This window comes from Wolbachia endosymbiont (group A) of Anoplius nigerrimus (genome assembly GCF_947251795.1).
Lineage (GTDB): Bacteria > Pseudomonadota > Alphaproteobacteria > Rickettsiales > Anaplasmataceae > Wolbachia.
Window position 1 is genome coordinate 144,232 of the sequence record NZ_OX366385.1, and the last position, 20,401, is coordinate 164,632.

Sequence of the window (20,401 nt, forward strand, 5' to 3'; positions counted from 1 at the left end):
CTTTATTTAAAGCTTATACGCCAATTAATTAAATTGCAATAGGGCTTTTGCAAAATAAGCATTCTACATTATTTGCCAGCAAACAAAACTGCTCAATAGTTAAGTTTTCTGGACGTTCGTTTCCACTCAATTTAGCGTTTTCAAGGACAGTTTCAGTGTGGTTCGTTATATTTTGCAAGCTATTTCTCAGCATCTTTCTTCTTTGAGCAAAAACGGCACGTATTAATCTTGTTAAGGTTTCCAAATTTACTGCAAACTTTGGGGTAGGCAAAGGATTTACTGTAATTACTGAAGAATGTACTTTTGGCCTTGGAAAAAACTCTTTAGGTTCAATATCAAATTCCTTTTTTATATCACATAGTAACTGGCTTAGCACTGATAAGGAACCATAATCTTTAGAATTGGGTCTTGCCGTAATGCGATCTGCTACCTCTTTTTGAAACATTAATGTCAAACTCGTAAAAAATTTTATATTATTTAACCACTTTAAAAATAACACTACTGAGATATTGTAAGGCAAGTTAGCAATAACTTTAACTGGGCGCTCTATCAGCTCTTCTTCTGTAACATGCAGTGCATCCTCTTCTATAATTCTATACTTTCCTTGATGCTCATTTAGCAGTTGGTCATGGTGCTTTACTAAATCTCTATCTTTTTCTATAGAAAGTAGAGACTTTGGATTATGCACCAATATTTCTCTTGTTAATGCACCATATCCAGGACCAATTTCAATGACATTAAAATTTTCCAGACTACCAGCTAAAGCGACGATTTTTTTTGTTATCTCACTCGATAAAATAAAATTTTGCCCTAGACTCTTTTTTGGCTTCAGTAAAAATTTTCTCATATTATTTTCATTGTACAGTATTTTAAAAATCAGTTGACTAAAATTCATTGATAATTGTATATTATTAATGTGTTTAACGCCGGCTTAGCTCAATTGGTAGAGCAACTGACTTGTAATCAGTAGGTTGTCAGTTCAAGTCCGACAGCCGGCACTCTTGCCTATATAAGTAAAGTTGATGTCCTTTTTAATAGTAGCAAATTGGAAAATGAATGGAATGCGTTCTTCATTTGTTGACTTTATAGGCAAACTTAACGACAAGAGCAACGAAATTACCTCTAAATTAGTAATTTGCCCTCCTTTTACATCATTTCCAAGCAGTATAGAGTTGAACAATAATATTAATATAGGAGCACAGAATTGCCATTATAAAAAGTTCGGTTCTTACACAGGTGAAATTAGTGCAGAAATGTTAAAAGAACTAGGGTGTACTTACGTAATACTTGGGCACTCTGAAAGGGCCAATGAAGAAGATAGTGAAATAAAACTTAAGTCGGAAATAGCAATAGAATCAGGCTTACACCCAATTATCTGTGTAGGTGAAAATTCAGAAGATTATAAGAATGAAAAAACAAAAGAAGTAATAGAATATCAATGTAAAAACCGCTTGCCAACACACGGTGAATATACCGTAGCATATGAGCCAATATGGGCAATAGGCACAGGTCATGTGCCAAATAATGATGCAATTACTGAGGTGATAGAGGTAATAAAATTGTGTACTGGTAAAAAACACATTATATATGGTGGTTCAGTCAGTTCAGAAAATATAGAAAATTTGCTCAGTATCTCAAATTTATCAGGAGTTTTAATTGGCAGTGCAAGCTTAGATTTCGATCACTTTTATAAAATTATACAACAAGTTGAAAAAAAGTTTTCTCTTATCAATTCTAAAATCAGCAACTAAGAATCCTATAACAAATGGCATCATTCCAGTGTCAAGCATATATAGCTAACCCAAGAAAGGTTTCCCTACGTCATACCGCGATTCATTCGCGGTATCTCTAGGCTCTGTGGACAAAAAATATGAAAAGAGAGAAAAAGATGGTAGTTTAGCCTAATAGGTAAAAAATGGAGAAACTACCATATGCAATATTACATCAAAGAGGAAAATTGGAAACAAATTTTAGAGTTCATAAAAAGCGTAAAAGGAATGCACAGCAAAGATGAAAAACGTTTAAGAATATTCATAGAGGCAGTGTGGTACATAGTGCGAAGTGGTTGCCAATGGAGACTTTTACCAAAAACTTATGGTAATTACAGGAGTATACATAAGCGATTTAAAAGATGGTGTGAAAGAGATGTCTGGAAAAAATTGCTTGAATATACTAAACAAGAGCCTGATTTAGAAGTTGCTATAATCGACGGTACGATCATCCGAGCCCATCCATGTTCATCTGGATATACAAAAAACTCCAAGGATCAAGAAGCTTTAGGGAGGAGCAAAGGTGGCTTTACAACTAAAATACATGCGCTTGTCGATGCACTTGGAAATCCACTTAAATTTACTCTGACTCCTGGTCAAAGAAATGAAATTACGCAGGCACAAGTGTTGACCGAAAGTATCTATAACTCTACTGTAGTAGCTGACAAGGGCTACGATAGCAATGCCTTTGTTACAAGTCTTGAAGACAAGGGATGTACAGTAGTTATTCCGCCAAAACGGAATCGAAAAGTGCAAAGGTATTACGATGAGCATATCTACAAAGAACGTCATTTGATTGAGTGTTTTTTTGGTAAAATTAAAAATTTTAGGCGCATTTTTTCCAGATTTGATAAAACTGCTGAGGTTTTTATGGGTTTTCTCAATTTTGTTGGAGCTCTTGTATGGCTTCTCTAAAATTTTGTCCACAGAGCCTAGAAAATTAACGATATTTTATTCCCCGGTGAACGCTCTATTCTGTTTTCCAACTCTAGTTCTAAAAGAGCCATTAGAGCTATGTTGGTAGAAAGTCCGCTTGCTAATATAAGTTCATCTATATCAACAGGTACAGAGTTAATATGATCAACTATAACAGATTTTGCCTGTTGTAATTTTTCTTGTTTTTGGTTAACAGCATAGTGCTCAACATCAAATAGTTTTTTTTGCTGCGGAGGTAGACTAAACCTAACACTTTCTATTATGTCATCAGCGGACTCGATAAGCTTAGCACCGTTTTTAATTAAATAATTACTACCACTACAACGTGAATCTAAAGGGAAACCAGAAACTGCAAATACCTCTCTCCCTTGATTTAAAGCAAAATCTGCTGTTATTAGAGAGCCAGAATGTTTCGACGCTTCAATCACTGCAACACCCAGCGATAGACCAGATATAATTCGATTCCTTTGAGGGAAATATTGAGGTTTTGGTTTAGTAGCAAATGGAAGCTCAGTAACTATTAATCCACCATTCTCGGTGATTTTTTTGTATAGATCAAAATTCTCTTTTGGGTACACCACATCAATCCCGCTTGCTGTAACAGCAATAGTGGGATGATCTTTGTATATTACACTGTTTGCTGCAGTATCAATTCCTCTTGCAAGTCCAGAAACGATAATAAAACCAGCTTCGCTTAAATCAAGTGCCAACTTATTGGCAAAATTTCTTCCATTTATTGAAGAGTTACGCCCACCGATTATTGCAATTATCTCACGGCTTAATAATGATATATCACCAAGCGCAGTTATTACAGGAGGACAACTAGAGATATTTCTTAAAAGATCAGGGTAATCTGGGTCACATGCGGGTATAATTTTAGCTCCAATTCTTTTTGCATTATTGATTTCTTCTCGTGCATCTTGAATGCCATACACCTTATTATTAGCCACCCTATTGAGATATTTTAGCACCTCATCTAGCGATCCATGTGTTCTTAGTATACTAAAAAACTTTGTTGGTCCTATAGTTCTAGCCAAGCTTAACCATACTTCTAATTCTTTGTTGTTCAATTTATTTATCTTCATAAAAGACTTGAATTTCTTATCAATTTAGTGTACCCAAGATAATACAAATATACAGTGTTTTATGACGCATTTTGTTACAGATAAATGCATAAAATGTAAATATACGGACTGTGTGGAAGTATGTCCCGTTGACTGCTTCTATGAAGGTAAAAACATGCTCGTGATTAACCCAGATGAATGTATTGATTGCGGAGTGTGCATACCTGAGTGTCCGGTGGATGCAATTGTAACTGATGATTCCATAAAAGATATTTTAGAACTAGATGAAGAGTTGCTGAGCAGCGAACAAAAAACTTTCAAGTTATTTTACGATATAAATGTAGAATACTCACAAAAATGGCCAAATATCACAGCTAAAAAGCAACCTCTTTATACAGCAGAAGAGTATAAGGAAAAAAAGGATAAAACAACTTATTTTGATGAAAATTTAGAATAATATTAACAAAGAAAAAGATCAGACTCCTTGCATAACCATATGAAAAACTAGCAACTCACTTTTCTTTGTCATTCCAGCGCGTGACGCACAATCGTACGAACATTGCAATTTGCAGGTGGCAGATGGTGTCATGCAAGTAGCTGACACTGGTTTCCATCAAAAAGGGCAGTGCCTCTATGATGTCATCCGAGTAGCCCCTATGATGTCATCCCAGTGGCCTCTATGATGTCATCCGAGTAGCCTTCTATGATGTCATTCCAGTGCTTGACACTGGAATGGCTTTGTTGCATCGCACCTTATGCGGTAGTAATTTACGATAAATTCATGTAGCCATTTCGAATTTAGCCATACCAATGTCAGTAAATTGATTAAGCAAATAGCACTTAATGAGTAGTTCTTTTCCACGATTTACTTCGGACTTATTCCTAAAGCTGAATCCAAATATTTGCTTTAATCTTGAGAAAAACCCTTCAATGTGAGCTCTCTTTCCATAATTTACTTCTTCTTTCCACTTTTTTATGCAATCATATGACTTTATTAGTCTAACAGCAGCATTTCTATCATCCATGTAATCCAATTTTTGGTGCTCTGTTGCGTTGTTTTTCGGAAGAACTTTTGTCTTTATACCAAACTTGTTACATAATTCGTAAAGCTTATGCCTGTCATATGCTCTATCCGCATATAATACCTTTACAGCATGAACTTCTTCTAACAAATCGCAAGCTCCATAGTGATCTGAATAAACTCCGCTGCTGTATTTTGCAGCTATGGCTTTTTTGCTGTTTATATTCAACATTACGTGTAGTTTCTTTACTTGTTCATAGCTGCGATACTTTCTATTTTCGCTATTTTCCTTGCTGTGGCCAGGAGTGTTGTTATAAATGCTGATGCTTGTGCTATCTATAGCAATTTCGATATCTTCCATATTATCTTTATCAATTCTGCAATCATTTATCTTAATATTAAGTTTCTTAAACCTTCTTGAAGCCTGAGAATAGCTGATAACTTGCAAATTTTTCCCAATTTGCTCAAGGTATCCTGCTATAAATCCAACTGTTTGCCTCAAACCTATTCTGAATAGATGGGTTATTATATGTATCAAAATCACCACTTTATTGCTGTAAATATTGTTGCCACCCTGCATTTTTGGCCCAATTTCATACCAATTTTCTATGGCTTCGTTGATATAACGAAAAATATTTCCTCTTTTTTCTAGGCTCTGTGGACAAAAAATATGAAAAGAGAGAAAAAGATGGTAGTTTAGCCTAATAGGTAAAAAATGGAGAAACTACCATATGCAATATTACATCAAAGAGGAAAATTGGAAACAAATTTTAGAGTTCATAAAAAGCGTAAAAGGAATGCACAGCAAAGATGAAAAACGTTTAAGAATATTCATAGAGGCAGTGTGGTACATAGTGCGAAGTGGTTGCCAATGGAGACTTTTACCAAAAACTTATGGTAATTACAGGAGTATACATAAGCGATTTAAAAGATGGTGTGAAAGAGATGTCTGGAAAAAATTGCTTGAATATACTAAACAAGAGCCTGATTTAGAAGTTGCTATAATCGACGGTACGATCATCCGAGCCCATCCATGTTCATCTGGATATACAAAAAACTCCAAGGATCAAGAAGCTTTAGGGAGGAGCAAAGGTGGCTTTACAACTAAAATACATGCGCTTGTCGATGCACTTGGAAATCCACTTAAATTTACTCTGACTCCTGGTCAAAGAAATGAAATTACGCAGGCACAAGTGTTGACCGAAAGTATCTATAACTCTACTGTAGTAGCTGACAAGGGCTACGATAGCAATGCCTTTGTTACAAGTCTTGAAGACAAGGGATGTACAGTAGTTATTCCGCCAAAACGGAATCGAAAAGTGCAAAGGTATTACGATGAGCATATCTACAAAGAACGTCATTTGATTGAGTGTTTTTTTGGTAAAATTAAAAATTTTAGGCGCATTTTTTCCAGATTTGATAAAACTGCTGAGGTTTTTATGGGTTTTCTCAATTTTGTTGGAGCTCTTGTATGGCTTCTCTAAAATTTTGTCCACAGAGCCTAGAGTATATAGAATCTTTCCGTCAATACATTTATGAAAACCTGCAGCAAAATATCAAAAAACCACACGCGGACATAATCTCTGCATTACTGATCGGTAAAAAAGACGGCATAGATCAAAAAACTATGGACGCAATACGAGATTCAGGTATAGCACATTTGTTTGCCATATCTGGTTTGCATTTATCATTTGTTGCTGGTCTGTTTTTTGTAGTGTTTCGTAATTTATTCGCAATATCTGAGAGCATGTCTTCAAACTGAAGAATGAGCTAATTTGTGAAGCATAATAGTGATCATATTAAAGAAGATATAGTTTTTTGAGGTGAGAGGAGAATGCTCGTAATCTTTACTCATGCGCCTAAAATTGGAAAGCCAGGCAAAAGTTCTTTCAACAATCCAACGTTTGGGAATAACTTGAAATCCTGTATCAACTATTTTCTTGGCAATCGTTAATAAACATCCCGTTTCCAATAAGCATCTGTTTTGTAATTTACCTATGTACCCTTGATCAGCAAAAAACTTACGTAAAGTTGGAACTTTGCATTTAGCTTGGGCAAAAAGATTTAGAGCACTATCACGATCTTGAATACTTGCACTCTGTACTTCAGCAGCAATTACAAGACCCACAGTATCTACAATAATATGGCGTTTTCTGCCCTTTATTTTTTTGCCAGCATCATATCCTCTGGATCCCCTTTTTGAGTAGTTTTCACTGACTGGCTATCAATTATACCTACTGATGGAGTCTTATTTTTACCAATCATCTCTCTTACTTTTTTAACTAGAAAATCATGAATTTCTTGCCATATTCCACTTTTTTTCAAGCGCGAATTACAACTATATACGGTTTTCCATGGTGGAAAATCTTTAGGCAGTTGTCTCCATTGACATCCTGTTCTCATCATATAGCGGATTGCATTAATAATTGTTCTAATACTATGTTTTCTTGGTCTGCCGGTCTTTTTAGGTTCAAAATATGGCTCTATTGTCTTCCATTCTTTGTCACTTATATCGCTTGGGTACATCTTAAAATGTACCTTATACCATACTTCTTAACTTCTTTCTACTCAGTTTGAAGACATGCTCTGAAACTTTGACTCTTAAGTATAACACCAAGAAAATATCTGCATTCCTTACTATTTTGCCAACCACGTTTTATTTGTTGATTACCGGTATGCAAATTTCTGCTCAGCGTGCCTACATCATGGTGATTTTAGTACTCGTTGCAATAATGATAGAGAGAAAATATAGAGGGTTAATAGCAATTGCGTTTGCTGCTGCAGTGATACTTATCATAGAACCTGAAGCAATTTTAAAGCCAGGCTTTCAGATGTCATTTTCTGCTGTTTTGGCACTGGTTGCCAGTTATCAAATTAATGCTAATAAATTATTCAAAATAAAAATAATGAAATATTTTGTGTCGATAATGATCAGCTCAGTAATAGCAAGTTTAGCAACTGTTCCGTACACGATATACAATTTTAATTATTTTTCAATTAGTGGCATTATCACAAATTTAGTTGCTATACCAATAGTTACATTAATTATTATTCCACTTGGAATAATTTATGTCTTATTGATTCCTTTAGGTATTGAATGGATTATAGCGCCATTTATAGAGCGCCCAATTGACAGTATCTTGTATATAACAAATGCAATCGCTAGTCTTCAGTATTTGGTTATTCCCATTCGTACTTTTCCTGCATCATCAATTATTATAATAACATTTGGGTTATTGTGGCTGTGCTTGTGGGAAAGAAATTGGCGTTTTTTGGGATTTTTTTTTATTGTACTAGGTATTTGCTTTAGCACTGCATATAAAACCCCCGACATCCTAATAAATGCTGATAATGTTGCTGCAAAGGAGAGTGATAACTTACTATATTCTCTCACTAGAAAAAGCAGAAATTTTGTTATCAAAACGTGGGCAAAGCAAAATGGGCAGAACCAAATTTTGAATCATACAAAATATAGCAATCCAGATAAAAGACTAAAGTATGGCTGTATATATAATAAAGGAAATAATAAATCAGTACTGCTTGCTTATAAAAAAGAAGATATTTCAGAAAATTGTGATAAAGTTGATTTAATAATTCAATTAAATGAATTCGACTATTCAGTTTGTAATACTAAAACTATCAAATATGCCGATTTAGAAACGTATGGCACACATTCTGTTTGGTTAACAAATCGTTACGTAAAGATTAATACAGTGCGCTCCAATAGGCCTTGGCACATGTTGCAAAATTAAGAAACTTGATTTTAAGGTTTGGTTAATGTATACCTAAATAAGTTTAAACTAGAAAAATGTTATGGTTACAGACACTCAAGATCCTTTCAAAGACTATTTTGATTTTTTAGGATTTAGAAAACTTTCTGACCAGCCCAGTAGAATTTTGAGCTCTATAAGAAAGTATTCTGGTACTAATAATAACGAGTTCCTTAGCATGCTAAAAAAGTTAAAAGAGGATACAGAAGAGGAAAAAACGGAATTGAAGGAGCAATTAAACGTAGTAAGGAATGAATTAGAAGAAATAAAAAAGAAGCAAGCTCAACCAAGTACGCCTGATTTAGAAGCTAACAATGGAAATAATACTAATAAATTATTAGTATTAGAAAATAAAGTCAAAGAACTACGTGACACAGTTAGAAAGTTAGAGCTGGAAGCAGAACAAAATAAGCTGCAGCAAAAGAAGGAAAAGTTAGAGCAAAAAAAATCTGAACAAGAAAAAACAGATGAATGGAAAGAAAAAATCAACGGCAAACCAAGTGACTTTCTATATTATTTATTAGAATCTATTAAGCTGGAAGAAAAAGATAATAAAGAAAAAAAGGTTGAGGCAACATTACAAGATTTTGATAATAAAGTTACAATCTACTGGAAAGATGGCTCTCAAACAATTTGCCATATTAAAAAACAAGGTGATCTGCAAATTGAGTCTAGTGCAACAATGTTTACAGACCCAAATGTTCAAGCAGCATGGGAAATGGCGCGGGGTAAATCACTATAGATCACTCAATAATAACCTTAAGTGTTAATAATGATAAAGAGAAATTAAGGTTAGACACCTATATAGCTGAAAAATGCAACATATCACGCAGTAAAGCTCAAAGATTGATACAAAATGGGCAGGTGAAATTACTTGGCATACCGATAATTAATAATGATCACATAGTAAAACCAGGTGAAGAGTATATAGTACATCTCGTTCAACCTGACATATCCACATCAATTGAGCCTAATTATGACATAAAACTTGATATCGTCTATGAAGATGAGGACATTATAGTTCTGAGTAAACAAGGTGGATTAACAGTGCACCCAGGTGCTGGGACAAACAATGATACGCTTTTGAACGCAGTTATCGCTCACCTTAATGTAAGACCAGGAATTGTTCATAGACTCGATAAAGATACTAGTGGGCTAATGGTAATTGCAAAAAATGAAGCAGCCCATAGTTTTTTGTCTGAATTGTTATCGAATCGCAAAATAAAGCGGGAATACTTAGCAGTAGTTTGGGGAACATTATCTTCTCAGCAAGGCACGATAAAAACTAACATTGCTCCCAAACGCGGTAATAAAGAAATGATGTGTGTAACAAAAATCACAGGCAAATTAGCAATCACTCACTATTTAGTGCAAAAAGTTATAGGACAAGTAAGCCTCGTTAAATGCACTTTAGAGACAGGCAGAACACACCAAATTCGAGTCCACATGAGCCACATAGGACATTCCATAGTTGGTGATCAAGTTTATGGAAAAAATAGTAGTAAAAGCACAAAATATGCTAAAAACTCTAGTTTCATTCGTAATTTCAATAGACAAGCACTACATGCTTATACACTGGGCTTATATCACCCCAAAAGTAAGGGATACATGGAATTTGTCTCTGATTTACCGCAAGATATAAAAACTTTAATTGGTGAGTTTGACAACATATCTTAATAACATTCGTATTAACCTGTCAATATTATCATCCATGTTATCAGGAAGTTAATTAATGAAAGAAAAACTGCTGCACTACCTAGGCTCTGTGGACAAAATTTTAGAGAAGCCATACAAGAGCTCCAACAAAATTGAGAAAACCCATAAAAACCTCAGCAGTTTTATCAAATCTGGAAAAAATGCGCCTAAAATTTTTAATTTTACCAAAAAAACACTCAATCAAATGACGTTCTTTGTAGATATGCTCATCGTAATACCTTTGCACTTTTCGATTCCGTTTTGGCGGAATAACTACTGTACATCCCTTGTCTTCAAGACTTGTAACAAAGGCATTGCTATCGTAGCCCTTGTCAGCTACTACAGTAGAGTTATAGATACTTTCGGTCAACACTTGTGCCTGCGTAATTTCATTTCTTTGACCAGGAGTCAGAGTAAATTTAAGTGGATTTCCAAGTGCATCGACAAGCGCATGTATTTTAGTTGTAAAGCCACCTTTGCTCCTCCCTAAAGCTTCTTGATCCTTGGAGTTTTTTGTATATCCAGATGAACATGGATGGGCTCGGATGATCGTACCGTCGATTATAGCAACTTCTAAATCAGGCTCTTGTTTAGTATATTCAAGCAATTTTTTCCAGACATCTCTTTCACACCATCTTTTAAATCGCTTATGTATACTCCTGTAATTACCATAAGTTTTTGGTAAAAGTCTCCATTGGCAACCACTTCGCACTATGTACCACACTGCCTCTATGAATATTCTTAAACGTTTTTCATCTTTGCTGTGCATTCCTTTTACGCTTTTTATGAACTCTAAAATTTGTTTCCAATTTTCCTCTTTGATGTAATATTGCATATGGTAGTTTCTCCATTTTTTACCTATTAGGCTAAACTACCATCTTTTTCTCTCTTTTCATATTTTTTGTCCACAGAGCCTAGATTACTTACATCCAAAACAAACAAAATTGAGACACATACTATAAAAAGTAGCAACTCCTGTCTGAACGCAATTTCTGATATAAAAGCTGATTTTATTCCTTCACAAGAGTATTGAATTGCTTTTATTAGACGAATAATGCCCTTCTTCATTATTACTCACAAAACCCTTTAATCAAAATTTTAACTCATTTGGATTTGCTACACCCTATAACATTTTTATCATTCGTTCACCTTATTGGTTTTGAAATTAAGATTTACTGCAGCTACAATAAGTACTCTTGTTATCGCATTTTGGTGTTAAGTCAGGATAGAACGTAAGTATAGCATCATTCTTTCTTACAAACACTGATTGATAATTGTCATCTTCCATTTTATATAGGCACATTCCATCTTTTCCTAACTCCTTAAACGCCTTAGTTGCAGAAATTATCGGCATGAAGGTTATATGCGTATCCATTTGGGCATTTAACTTTCACTTCCCCATCCTTACCCAAATATTTCATTCCAAATGTATAAACTGGTGGCTTAATATCTGATTTATCGCATAGGATTCCAAATTGCACCTGCCCATTTATCTTCTTGAGCTTCAACATATCTACCTACAAAATGCATACCACCTAATTTATCGTTTGGCTCACCACAAAAAATATGTCCAAACCCTATAGTTTCTTTTTCACTTCCACTATTTGTAAACCAAATGTTAGCCAGTTCATCTTTAAATAACTCTAAATCCGCATCTGGCGTAATCACTTGATGATCAAGCTTATCATATATTCCTTTCACTACTTCTTGATGCTGCGGACAATCAAGTAAAATTTTGAAATCTTCTTTCTCTGGATGTGCTCCCCAATCTCCACAAACTTTCAACACTCCTCTATCGAAGTCAGTTAATTCTGGAAGCAATGGTATATAACCTGGTTGTGAACTGAAAAATGGTTCAAAATTGACCTCAACATTTTCTTCTACATAGTCAGTGTGAAAATAATGATCCCTAATATAAAAAATAAATCCTATTATTGGTATTATTAAACACAAAATTAGTTTAACTGTCTTCGACATAATCATGTTCACAAAAAAGCTAGCTTATAAGAAACAATTTAAAAAAGTTTTAATCTAATGTTGAGTGCATTTTGCAGAGCAGCAACTCCCGGCATTTCATCGCCACTTAACCAATTTAAAAATGCTCCTCCACCAGTGGAAACATATGTAAAATCCTTATCGGTAAGGCCTGCAGCGCTTATTGCAGATAGACTATCACCTCCCCCTATTATGCTGGTTAACTTTCCTTTGTGCGTTAAGTCACTTACGACTTTCATTACCCCTATTGTACCACTTGCAAAAGCTGAATGTTCAAAAACACCAATAGGTCCATTCCACAGCAGAGTCTTACTGCTTGCTATTATACTGCTTATTGTACTCAAAGTTTGTGGTCCGATATCCAAAATTATATCACCGTCCAAAATGGACTCAGTTCTTCTTGAAATACTAGTGCTGTAATCAGAGTTTATTGCAACCAGAACGTCTTCTGGCACAACTATTTTGCAATTGTTTTTATTTGCTGTTTCAACAATATTATGTAGAAGGTCGTCAACACCATTTTGAAAGAAAGATTTTCCTATATTTACTTTGCTAAATAACAAAAAATTATTAGCAATTGCACCTCCTAGAACTAGGTAATCAACCTTTTCTGTTAGCTTTATAAGCATTTTTATCTTAGTTGACATTTTGGCTCCCCCAACTATCGCAGTAATAGGTTTAGCTTTAAACGATACAGCTTTTTCAAGATACTTTAGCTCATCTTGTAAGCAAAATCCCGCGTAGGAAGGTAAAAACTCTGTAATGCGTGAAATAGAAGCGTGAGCTCTGTGAGAGCAAGAAAATGCATCATTTACATATATATCCGCTAGAGATGCTAGTTGTTTGGCAAAATTTGAGTCACTCTGCTCTTCCTCTTTATAAAATCTTAGATTCTCTAGTAATATTATATCTCCTGCATCCATAGCACTCACTGCTTTTTGCACTTTTTCACCAACGCAATCATCAATGAATTTCACTTTTTTATTTAGTAACTGCGATAAAGTGTCAATTATATTTTTTAGTGACAGATTATTGTCTCTGGCCTTTGGGCGTCCGAAATGCGATATAATAATAATCTTTGCACTTGCATTCACTAAATACTGAATAGTAGGCAATGCTCTCAAAATACGAGTGACGTCACGAATTTCTCCATCTTTTATAGGAACATTGAAGTCAACTCTGAGTAAGACGGTTTTATTGTGAAGATCACAATTTTCTATACTAGGTACATTCATTGTAAAACTGAAGCTATAAAGCCACTATACAGTAGTTTGACCTAAAGTAAAGTTTTAAGTTTACGAACGTTTAAGGAAATTTGCATGCCAAACGCTTGACACTGGAACCTTATCGTCATGCCACCACGAACCGTCATACCGCGATTCATTCGCGGTATCTCTAGGCTCTGTGGACAAAATTTTAGAGAAGCCATACAAGAGCTCCAACAAAATTGAGAAAACCCATAAAAACCTCAGCAGTTTTATCAAATCTGGAAAAAATGCGCCTAAAATTTTTAATTTTACCAAAAAAACACTCAATCAAATGACGTTCTTTGTAGATATGCTCATCGTAATACCTTTGCACTTTTCGATTCCGTTTTGGCGGAATAACTACTGTACATCCCTTGTCTTCAAGACTTGTAACAAAGGCATTGCTATCGTAGCCCTTGTCAGCTACTACAGTAGAGTTATAGATACTTTCGGTCAACACTTGTGCCTGCGTAATTTCATTTCTTTGACCAGGAGTCAGAGTAAATTTAAGTGGATTTCCAAGTGCATCGACAAGCGCATGTATTTTAGTTGTAAAGCCACCTTTGCTCCTCCCTAAAGCTTCTTGATCCTTGGAGTTTTTTGTATATCCAGATGAACATGGATGGGCTCGGATGATCGTACCGTCGATTATAGCAACTTCTAAATCAGGCTCTTGTTTAGTATATTCAAGCAATTTTTTCCAGACATCTCTTTCACACCATCTTTTAAATCGCTTATGTATACTCCTGTAATTACCATAAGTTTTTGGTAAAAGTCTCCATTGGCAACCACTTCGCACTATGTACCACACTGCCTCTATGAATATTCTTAAACGTTTTTCATCTTTGCTGTGCATTCCTTTTACGCTTTTTATGAACTCTAAAATTTGTTTCCAATTTTCCTCTTTGATGTAATATTGCATATGGTAGTTTCTCCATTTTTTACCTATTAGGCTAAACTACCATCTTTTTCTCTCTTTTCATATTTTTTGTCCACAGAGCCTAGGTATTTATCTGAGAAAAACAGTTATTTAGTGAAACTTGCATTATCTCATACTTTATTATTACACGGTGATGCAAAAAAGGCGATTTTTTACCTGGAGCAGATTTTGAATGTAGAACCAAATAACGCTTTTGTCTGGAAATATTTAAGCATTGCATATAAATGTGAAGCTGATACGGCAATGCATTATTTTGCCTTGACAAAAAAGGCTTGTATTGAAGGCGATTTAAAGCAATTTACAAAATATGCTGAGCTAGCTGTTAAAACTCTACCAAAAGATAGCCCTTATTTGTTGCAAGTTGAAGATATGAAGCGATTTAATGGATAACAAAAAAGCATTTCTGCACTTTTTGGGTTATTTTTGTCCACACTTTTCCAACATAGCTTTTGCTTCATCGCTTACGTTGGGCATAATTTTTGTTATGATAGTTTTAGCGCCAAAAAATACACCACAGAACATGCCTAGAGCAAAGAGGGCTGGCCACGGCATCCTGCCAAATATTGCAAGCAAAGCTGCACCAATTATTACTACTGTCATAAGTGGACCGCCTATTCCCCAAACATAACCAATAATATTGCATATTACTTTAGTTGTGTCATCCATATCAGGGTCAACTGCATAACCTGAGAAGGAGAAAAGCAATACTACAAAAAAAACACTAAAAAATTTCATTATAGAGCTCATTTTTTTGCCTCTAAATAATAAATTAACGCAAACCTAAACCTACACATATTTTTATTTTAAAGTAAAAATTATAATTTGTCCATACATAAGTGTTGCTACATAAATAACCCACCATTAATGTTGAGCACATGTCCTGTTATATATTTTGCTTCATCACTTGCTAAAAATAAGACCCCTGCTGCTATTTCTTCCCCTGTTCCCATTCTTTTCATTGGAATATTATCTAATATTTTTCCCTTTTGTCCATCATTTAAAACTTCAGTCATTTTAGTATCTATAAACCCAGGAGCAATACAATTTACTGTTATATTACGACTTGCAACTTCTTTTGCTATAGATTTGCTCATAGCTATTATTCCAGCTTTAGATGCTGCATAATTTGCTTGCCCGGCGTTTCCTGTCAGCCCTACTATTGAGGAAATATTTATGATTCTTCCCCAATTATTCTTAATTAGTTTCCTGCATGCTTCTCTGCTCAGCTTAAATGTAGAACTCAAGTTAATATCAATTACTTTTTGCCATGCTTCATCTGTCATCCTCAATAATAAACTGTCTCGCGTAATGCCCGCATTGCATACAAGCCCGTCAAAGCCTTCCATCAACTCACTTGCTCTATTTATTAGTTGATTTACTTCCTCAGCATTTGATAAGTCACAAGGGAGTATGTGCATATTTTTTTCATATTGTTTAGCAACTTCTTCGAGCACTTCTTTTTTTGTGCCAGAAATACATAAAGTTGCTCCGGCTTTGTGCATAATTTTTACAATTGCTTGCCCTATTCCGCCTGATGCGCCAGTAATCAGGAACTTTCTGCTTTCCAATTTAAACATAATAACTTTATATTATCTTAATTCCTAACAGAATATTGACTGGTTGGCAATAGATTTCTTACATAATATAAGTAACTCAGATATTCACAAAATAAAGGAAAAGTTATAATAAAGTTAAACGTCAAAAAATTTTAAAAACATAGTTGATGCAGGAATTGTTACTAAATAGTTTATTCTGGTGCTCTGCAGTCTAAATGGAATGCCTAAATTATAGATTCTTTGTTTTTGTGTGTTATCTTGGGTTAACACAAATTCACAGTAGTATTATGATAAGTAAGTTGAAAAAGCTTAGCGCTAGATTTTCTTTGACAGGCCTGATTGGCCATAGTGATAATATAAATATGCAAGGAGCAAGAAATAAAAAGAAGAAGTACCCAAAATTTTTGGATAAGACATTTGCATTGATTGATGCAGTGATAAATTTTATTTTAAAACGCGAAAGTAATAACGTAAATGAAGTTCTGAGAGTAACATGGGGACCACTATTTTTTGGTCTGGTAGTAATACTCATCTTTTTTGGGATAGGTGGTATTTGGTCGGCTATAGCTCCAATTGACGGTGCGGTGCATGCAAGTGGAGAAGTTATTGTATCTTCAAATAGGAAAATAGTTCAACACTTGGGTGGAGGAATAATAAACAAAATTTTAGTCAAAGAGAGCCAAGCAGTTAAAAAAGATGAGCCTCTAGTTTTGTTGAGTGATGTTAACGAGAAGGCGAATTTAAGTATTATCAAAGAGAAGCTCTTATCATTTTTAGCAACAGAAGCAAGGCTTATTGCAATCAGAGGAGATTTAGACACGCTCGAGTTTCCTGATGAGGTTAAAAAATTATCTCACGATGAACTTGTAAAGAAAGCGATAAAGAATCAAGTAAAGTTGTTCAACTCTCAGAGAAAGAGCATATTGGGAAAAACAGACATACTGCAACAACGTATAAAGCAGTTAAATGATGAATTAGCGGGGCTAAACTTTCAACTAAATGCAGCTCATAAGCAATATGACTTGATAACTGAGGAGTTGGAAACAAAAAGACAATTACTTGATAGTGGCCATATAAGCAAACCACACATTTTAGCTTTAGAAAAACAGTTTGCTGAAATTGAAGGCAGAGTTGGACATTACCGTTCTGCAATATCTCAAGTGCAGCAAAAAATTGGAGAGAACGAATTAGAAATTATAAACGTAAAAAATGATTCTCAAGAAAGAGCAAACGCTGAACTTAAGGAAGTTAGTACGTCTATTGCAGACTTGAAAGAGAGGCTGATGGTTGCTGAAGATTCACTGGCACGTACAATAATTAAATCCCCTCAAGATGGGATAGTTACAGATATAAGATACCATACTGAAGGTGGTGTTATACAATCTGGAGTTCCGATCATGAGCGTAGTGCCATCGGATGATGACTTAATAATAGATGCTAAAATTCAGACCAGAAACATAGAAGAGGTACTGTCAGCACAAAAGAAAGATAGCAACATAGTCTCTATTGATGGGCTAGAAGGACTAAAGGTTAAAGTTCGGTTAAGTGCTTACAGTGCACGTCGTTTAAGTTTAATTAGTGGTATAGTAAGCCATATTTCTCCTGATGCTCTTGATGATCCAAGACTAGGGCGTTATTATTCAGTGCGCGTGGTGATACCAAAGTCAGAGCTTGCTCAGTTTAAAAATGTATACCTATACCCTGGTATGCCAGCAGAAGTGTACGTAGTTACTCAGTCTCGTACTCTTTTATCATTCTTGTTTACGCCTATAATTGCAACAGTCGATAGGTCTTTTATAGAAAGGTAGCTCACTCGTTAAAGTAGTAGTGAAAGTGCCGTAATAAAATTTAGGTATATAGTTAGACAATAGGCTTCTTGCACAGGCCACAACTGTCATCCAATAGAAACAAAAACTTGCTTGACAAACTTCGCCAGTCCCCTTATCATAAAATTGAAGCTATTTATTTATCTTCGCAATCTGCAGATTAAAACGACAAAGGGAACTTTGTATTTGGCGTAAATCATGCTTAATTTTTTGCACTATGTGCACCTCATGTCTTTATAAAGCTTTGGGTTTCTACCTATACAAGCCGAAACGCGCTTATAAAGCGTTTAAGACATCAAAAGACGTCAAATAGAACAAGGGAGAATTTGAATACTAGCTACCCTAGGTTTTCTTTGCCTTTTTTTCTGCTTAGTAAATTTTTTAATGTTTATAGCTAAAGGTTAGTTGCAGTTTAAATGCAGCTGAGTCGCGGTTACTAAGTGTAAAAAACATAAAAAAACGCCAATACTGAAAATAGACAATGACTAGGGTTTCTTTTGCCTTTTTTTCGTTTGGTAAGTTGTATCCGTTCAGCGGAGTGGCAGAATAAGGTAGACAAGGTGATCTAAAAAGATAATCATAGAGCAAAAGTGAGGTAATATGGTAAACCTTTTAGAACTTTGCAAAAATTTACAGCAAAAAATAGAAAAGTTAGAAGCAAAAATAGAAAGGCTGGAAAGAGAGAATGAAAGTCTAAAAGCAGAGAACAAGGCTTTAAAGATAGAGAACGCTGAATTAAAGGAAAGGCTTGGCTTAAATTCAAAAAACTCATCTCTGCCTAGCTCAAAAGAGCTATATAAAATAAAAAAGGACAAGCCAAAAAGCGAAAGGAATATTGGCGGTCAGGTTGGACATAAAGGAAGTTTTCGTGCCAAAATGGAAGCAGATAAAGTAGTAAAGATAGAGTTGCCTAATACTTGCGAATGCGGAGGGGAGATTGCAGTATGTGAAAAACCATATGTTCATCAGAAAGTTGATCTGCAAGAAATTAAGCCGTATATAGTAGAGTATCAGTTAGAGCATGGCCGTTGTCGGAAGTGCGGAAAAAGAAGAAGCAGCAAATTACCAGAAGGTGTTACATCAGATACATTTGGTCCAAAAGTTAAATCGATAATTGCAGCACTCAGGGGATTTTACAAGAATTCAAAACGCGAAGTGGCTAGCATTATAAATGACATTTTTAATTTGAATATAAGTGTTGGCAGCATATCAAACAGTGAACACAGAGTTGCATCAAAATGCGAAAAAACATATGAGCAAATCGAACAAGAGATAAGTAGAAGTAAAGTTTTACATATTGATGAAACGAGCCATTATAACAAAGGTAAACTCGCTTGGTGTTGGATGTTTGCAAGCAATACGGCAAGTTTTGTAAAATTTACAGAGTCAAGAGGAATGAAAGTTTTACAAAATAGTAAATTCTGCAATCGCAATAGCTTGGTAATAACTGACAGGTATGCAGCATACAATTATTTTGCCGATAAAAACAGGCAAATCTGTTGGGCACATTTATCAAGAGATTTTGAAAGATTAGCACATAGTTGAAGTTAAAGTTCTGGGTTGTTACTTGAGAAACGTGGCCACTGAATTATTTGCACTAAAAAAAGCTTTACTAAAAAGTGAAATAGATGTTTTGAGGTTTGTCAGACGTGCCAGAAAATTAAGAAAACGTACAAAGTATTACTTGAAGGAGATATCTCGTTTACCTGAAGCAATTGGAGCCTCTCGAGTTGCAAAAAATGTTCTGAGATCTGAAAGAATGATGTGGAAATTTTTAGATGACCCAGAAAATATTCCGCTGACAAATAACCACGCTGAACGGCAAATTCGGCATTATGTCGTTTATCGCAAAAACTCATATTTTACACAATCAAAGCGGGGAACTTGAGCGGATAATTTCATTATACTTAACTTGGAAACAAAGGGGTCTCAATCCTTCCCAAAATCTCCTATCTATTGTTTCTTAAACCACTCTCCTGAACGGATACCTGAAACGCGCTTATAAAGCGTTTAAGACAGCAAGAAACGTCAAATTGACAAGGGAGAATTTGAATACTAGCTTCTAAGAAACTCCCTCAACTAGTTCAAAAAGATGAACTAGTTGAGGGAGTTTCTTAGAAGCTATATCAGAAAACAGGTTATGTGGAAATCTTAAAATACTTCTTGTTCGCCAAGCAAAATAAATACATTCCTACAAACAAGCAGATGCTTAATACTGACACATAAGAAAACTTAAAAATTAAATCTCTAATATATATTGATAAGCATTTACCTGCAGAAAATTTGTATAGTAATCCAACACATACAACGGCACTATCAACCACTGATGCTATAATTAAAGTAATGAAATTTGCCATATGAAAATTCAACTTGGACTTCAATTTTTCAAAAATAATTATGCTTGAGAGAAGAGAGACTAAAATTGCAGTATATGAAATCAATATCATCAAATTAAAACTTTGCCATTTAAAAACACAACATAGCGCTGTACACACTATTAAGCTGTACGTAGCTTTGCTTTTGCCATAAAATTCAACCATTGAATTTACAACTAAAGCAGCTCCCACAAATAAGGCAGCACA

At 34.9% G+C, this 20,401-nt stretch carries 20 protein-coding genes, 1 tRNA gene and 5 pseudogenes; 12 read left to right on the plus strand and 14 right to left on the minus strand.

Annotated features, from left to right (window positions below; all coding sequences use genetic code 11):
- Nucleotides 1-28: 28 nt before the first annotated feature.
- On the minus strand, nt 29-847 hold the full coding sequence (gene rsmA / locus OPR26_RS00810; RefSeq protein ID WP_265015958.1) for a 16S rRNA (adenine(1518)-N(6)/adenine(1519)-N(6))-dimethyltransferase RsmA: 819 nt from the start codon (nt 845-847) through the stop codon (nt 29-31).
- A gap of 78 nt (nt 848-925) precedes the next feature.
- Between rsmA and OPR26_RS00815 the strand changes: the two genes are divergently transcribed.
- From OPR26_RS00815 to OPR26_RS00825, 3 genes are all read left to right on the plus strand, one after another.
- Nucleotides 926-998 (plus strand) — tRNA-Thr (locus tag OPR26_RS00815).
- Nucleotides 999-1,022: 24 nt separating this feature from the next.
- Nucleotides 1,023-1,751, plus strand: coding sequence for a triosephosphate isomerase (locus tag OPR26_RS00820; RefSeq protein WP_182320816.1), 729 nt, complete (start codon nt 1,023-1,025; stop codon nt 1,749-1,751).
- Between the two features lie 180 nt (nt 1,752-1,931).
- A complete protein-coding gene (locus OPR26_RS00825; protein WP_264702259.1) occupies nt 1,932-2,684 on the plus strand; it encodes an IS5 family transposase in 753 nt (250 codons plus the stop codon).
- A gap of 17 nt (nt 2,685-2,701) precedes the next feature.
- On the opposite strand, the gene dprA is transcribed toward OPR26_RS00825, so the two are convergent.
- Nucleotides 2,702-3,790, minus strand: a complete 1,089-nt coding sequence (gene dprA / locus OPR26_RS00830) for a DNA-processing protein DprA (RefSeq protein ID WP_265015959.1) — start codon at nt 3,788-3,790, stop codon at nt 2,702-2,704.
- Between the two features lie 61 nt (nt 3,791-3,851).
- Here dprA and OPR26_RS00835 point away from each other — a divergent pair, with 61 nt between their 5' ends.
- Nucleotides 3,852-4,226, plus strand: a complete 375-nt coding sequence (locus OPR26_RS00835) for a ferredoxin family protein (protein ID WP_096617230.1) — start codon at nt 3,852-3,854, stop codon at nt 4,224-4,226.
- Between the two features lie 322 nt (nt 4,227-4,548).
- On the opposite strand, the gene OPR26_RS00840 is transcribed toward OPR26_RS00835, so the two are convergent.
- A complete protein-coding gene (locus OPR26_RS00840; protein WP_458694443.1) occupies nt 4,549-5,460 on the minus strand; it encodes an IS5 family transposase in 912 nt (303 codons plus the stop codon).
- A 61-nt stretch (nt 5,461-5,521) separates the two neighbouring features.
- On the opposite strand from OPR26_RS00840, the gene OPR26_RS00845 reads away from it, so the two are divergent.
- Both OPR26_RS00845 and OPR26_RS00850 read left to right on the plus strand, forming a co-directional pair.
- Nucleotides 5,522-6,274 (plus strand): IS5 family transposase, encoded by a 753-nt coding sequence (locus OPR26_RS00845; RefSeq protein ID WP_264702259.1) that lies wholly within the window; start codon nt 5,522-5,524, stop codon nt 6,272-6,274.
- Nucleotides 6,275-6,294: 20 nt separating this feature from the next.
- A pseudogene (locus tag OPR26_RS00850) lies at nt 6,295-6,543 on the plus strand (ComEC/Rec2 family competence protein); the annotation flags it as partial.
- Here OPR26_RS00850 and OPR26_RS00855 read toward each other — a convergent pair.
- Nucleotides 6,544-6,954: a transposase gene (locus tag OPR26_RS00855; protein ID WP_320157296.1), complete on the minus strand. Its 411-nt coding sequence runs from the start codon at nt 6,952-6,954 to the stop codon at nt 6,544-6,546.
- Nucleotides 6,951-7,316 carry a transposase gene (locus OPR26_RS00860; RefSeq protein WP_264731180.1) on the minus strand — a complete coding sequence of 122 codons (366 nt, stop codon included), beginning with the start codon at nt 7,314-7,316 and terminating at the stop codon, nt 6,951-6,953. The genes OPR26_RS00855 and OPR26_RS00860 overlap by 4 nt, the downstream gene beginning before the upstream one ends.
- 53 nt (nt 7,317-7,369) lie before the next feature.
- Here OPR26_RS00860 and OPR26_RS00865 point away from each other — a divergent pair.
- From OPR26_RS00865 to OPR26_RS00875, 3 genes and pseudogenes are all read left to right on the plus strand, one after another.
- Nucleotides 7,370-8,542, plus strand: a pseudogene (locus tag OPR26_RS00865) (ComEC/Rec2 family competence protein); the annotation flags it as partial.
- Between the two features lie 61 nt (nt 8,543-8,603).
- Nucleotides 8,604-9,302, plus strand: a complete 699-nt coding sequence (locus OPR26_RS00870; RefSeq protein WP_265015960.1) for a hypothetical protein — start codon at nt 8,604-8,606, stop codon at nt 9,300-9,302.
- A complete protein-coding gene (locus OPR26_RS00875; protein ID WP_265016252.1) occupies nt 9,293-10,237 on the plus strand; it encodes an RluA family pseudouridine synthase in 945 nt (314 codons plus the stop codon). The genes OPR26_RS00870 and OPR26_RS00875 overlap by 10 nt, the downstream gene beginning before the upstream one ends.
- Before the next feature lie 100 nt (nt 10,238-10,337).
- Here the strand turns inward: OPR26_RS00875 and OPR26_RS00880 are convergent, their stop codons facing one another.
- From OPR26_RS00880 to OPR26_RS00900, 6 genes and pseudogenes are all read right to left on the minus strand, one after another.
- Nucleotides 10,338-11,090, minus strand: a complete 753-nt coding sequence (locus tag OPR26_RS00880; protein WP_264702259.1) for an IS5 family transposase — start codon at nt 11,088-11,090, stop codon at nt 10,338-10,340.
- A 26-nt stretch (nt 11,091-11,116) separates the two neighbouring features.
- Nucleotides 11,117-11,323, minus strand: coding sequence for a diacylglycerol kinase (locus OPR26_RS07315; RefSeq protein ID WP_406827505.1), 207 nt, complete (start codon nt 11,321-11,323; stop codon nt 11,117-11,119).
- A gap of 97 nt (nt 11,324-11,420) precedes the next feature.
- Nucleotides 11,421-12,232 (minus strand): annotated as a pseudogene (locus OPR26_RS07430) (EndoU domain-containing protein).
- A 38-nt stretch (nt 12,233-12,270) separates the two neighbouring features.
- Nucleotides 12,271-13,485 (minus strand): phosphoglycerate kinase, encoded by a 1,215-nt coding sequence (locus tag OPR26_RS00890; RefSeq protein WP_265015962.1) that lies wholly within the window; start codon nt 13,483-13,485, stop codon nt 12,271-12,273.
- A gap of 41 nt (nt 13,486-13,526) precedes the next feature.
- A complete protein-coding gene (locus OPR26_RS00895; RefSeq protein ID WP_265015963.1) occupies nt 13,527-13,679 on the minus strand; it encodes a hypothetical protein in 153 nt (50 codons plus the stop codon).
- On the minus strand, nt 13,667-14,419 hold the full coding sequence (locus tag OPR26_RS00900; protein ID WP_264702259.1) for an IS5 family transposase: 753 nt from the start codon (nt 14,417-14,419) through the stop codon (nt 13,667-13,669). The genes OPR26_RS00895 and OPR26_RS00900 overlap by 13 nt, the downstream gene beginning before the upstream one ends.
- A gap of 81 nt (nt 14,420-14,500) precedes the next feature.
- On the opposite strand from OPR26_RS00900, the pseudogene OPR26_RS00905 reads away from it, so the two are divergent.
- Nucleotides 14,501-14,827, plus strand: a pseudogene (locus OPR26_RS00905) (M48 family metalloprotease); the annotation flags it as partial.
- Between the two features lie 27 nt (nt 14,828-14,854).
- Here OPR26_RS00905 and OPR26_RS00910 read toward each other — a convergent pair.
- Nucleotides 14,855-15,184 carry a TrbC/VirB2 family protein gene (locus OPR26_RS00910; RefSeq protein ID WP_265015964.1) on the minus strand — a complete coding sequence of 110 codons (330 nt, stop codon included), beginning with the start codon at nt 15,182-15,184 and terminating at the stop codon, nt 14,855-14,857.
- A 95-nt stretch (nt 15,185-15,279) separates the two neighbouring features.
- Entirely contained in the window at nt 15,280-16,014 is a 735-nt protein-coding gene (gene fabG / locus OPR26_RS00915; protein ID WP_253302655.1) for a 3-oxoacyl-[acyl-carrier-protein] reductase, read from the minus strand.
- Nucleotides 16,015-16,280: 266 nt separating this feature from the next.
- On the opposite strand from fabG, the gene OPR26_RS00920 reads away from it, so the two are divergent.
- Together OPR26_RS00920 and tnpC are read left to right on the plus strand one after the other, a co-directional pair.
- On the plus strand, nt 16,281-17,801 hold the full coding sequence (locus OPR26_RS00920) for an HlyD family type I secretion periplasmic adaptor subunit (RefSeq protein WP_265015965.1): 1,521 nt from the start codon (nt 16,281-16,283) through the stop codon (nt 17,799-17,801).
- A 618-nt stretch (nt 17,802-18,419) separates the two neighbouring features.
- Nucleotides 18,420-19,786: pseudogene (gene tnpC / locus OPR26_RS00925) on the plus strand (IS66 family transposase).
- Nucleotides 19,787-19,957: 171 nt separating this feature from the next.
- Here the strand turns inward: tnpC and OPR26_RS00930 are convergent.
- Nucleotides 19,958-20,176, minus strand: coding sequence for a hypothetical protein (locus tag OPR26_RS00930; protein ID WP_265015966.1), 219 nt, complete (start codon nt 20,174-20,176; stop codon nt 19,958-19,960).
- Nucleotides 20,177-20,401 lie beyond the last annotated feature (225 nt).

Coding starts and splice junctions, on each gene's coding strand:
- rsmA (WP_265015958.1), bottom strand. CDS start 847: ATGAGAAAATTTTTACTGAAGCCAAAAAAGAGTCTAGGGCAAAATTTT.
- OPR26_RS00820 (WP_182320816.1), top strand. CDS start 1,023: ATGTCCTTTTTAATAGTAGCAAATTGGAAAATGAATGGAATGCGTTCT.
- OPR26_RS00825 (WP_264702259.1), top strand. CDS start 1,932: ATGCAATATTACATCAAAGAGGAAAATTGGAAACAAATTTTAGAGTTC.
- dprA (WP_265015959.1), bottom strand. CDS start 3,790: ATGAAGATAAATAAATTGAACAACAAAGAATTAGAAGTATGGTTAAGC.
- OPR26_RS00835 (WP_096617230.1), top strand. CDS start 3,852: ATGACGCATTTTGTTACAGATAAATGCATAAAATGTAAATATACGGAC.
- OPR26_RS00845 (WP_264702259.1), top strand. CDS start 5,522: ATGCAATATTACATCAAAGAGGAAAATTGGAAACAAATTTTAGAGTTC.
- OPR26_RS00860 (WP_264731180.1), bottom strand. CDS start 7,316: ATGTACCCAAGCGATATAAGTGACAAAGAATGGAAGACAATAGAGCCA.
- OPR26_RS00870 (WP_265015960.1), top strand. CDS start 8,604: ATGGTTACAGACACTCAAGATCCTTTCAAAGACTATTTTGATTTTTTA.
- OPR26_RS00880 (WP_264702259.1), bottom strand. CDS start 11,090: ATGCAATATTACATCAAAGAGGAAAATTGGAAACAAATTTTAGAGTTC.
- OPR26_RS07315 (WP_406827505.1), bottom strand. CDS start 11,323: ATGAAGAAGGGCATTATTCGTCTAATAAAAGCAATTCAATACTCTTGT.
- OPR26_RS00890 (WP_265015962.1), bottom strand. CDS start 13,485: ATGAATGTACCTAGTATAGAAAATTGTGATCTTCACAATAAAACCGTC.
- OPR26_RS00895 (WP_265015963.1), bottom strand. CDS start 13,679: ATGGCTTCTCTAAAATTTTGTCCACAGAGCCTAGAGATACCGCGAATG.
- OPR26_RS00900 (WP_264702259.1), bottom strand. CDS start 14,419: ATGCAATATTACATCAAAGAGGAAAATTGGAAACAAATTTTAGAGTTC.
- OPR26_RS00910 (WP_265015964.1), bottom strand. CDS start 15,184: ATGAGCTCTATAATGAAATTTTTTAGTGTTTTTTTTGTAGTATTGCTT.
- fabG (WP_253302655.1), bottom strand. CDS start 16,014: ATGTTTAAATTGGAAAGCAGAAAGTTCCTGATTACTGGCGCATCAGGC.
- OPR26_RS00920 (WP_265015965.1), top strand. CDS start 16,281: ATGATAAGTAAGTTGAAAAAGCTTAGCGCTAGATTTTCTTTGACAGGC.
- OPR26_RS00930 (WP_265015966.1), bottom strand. CDS start 20,176: ATGGCAAATTTCATTACTTTAATTATAGCATCAGTGGTTGATAGTGCC.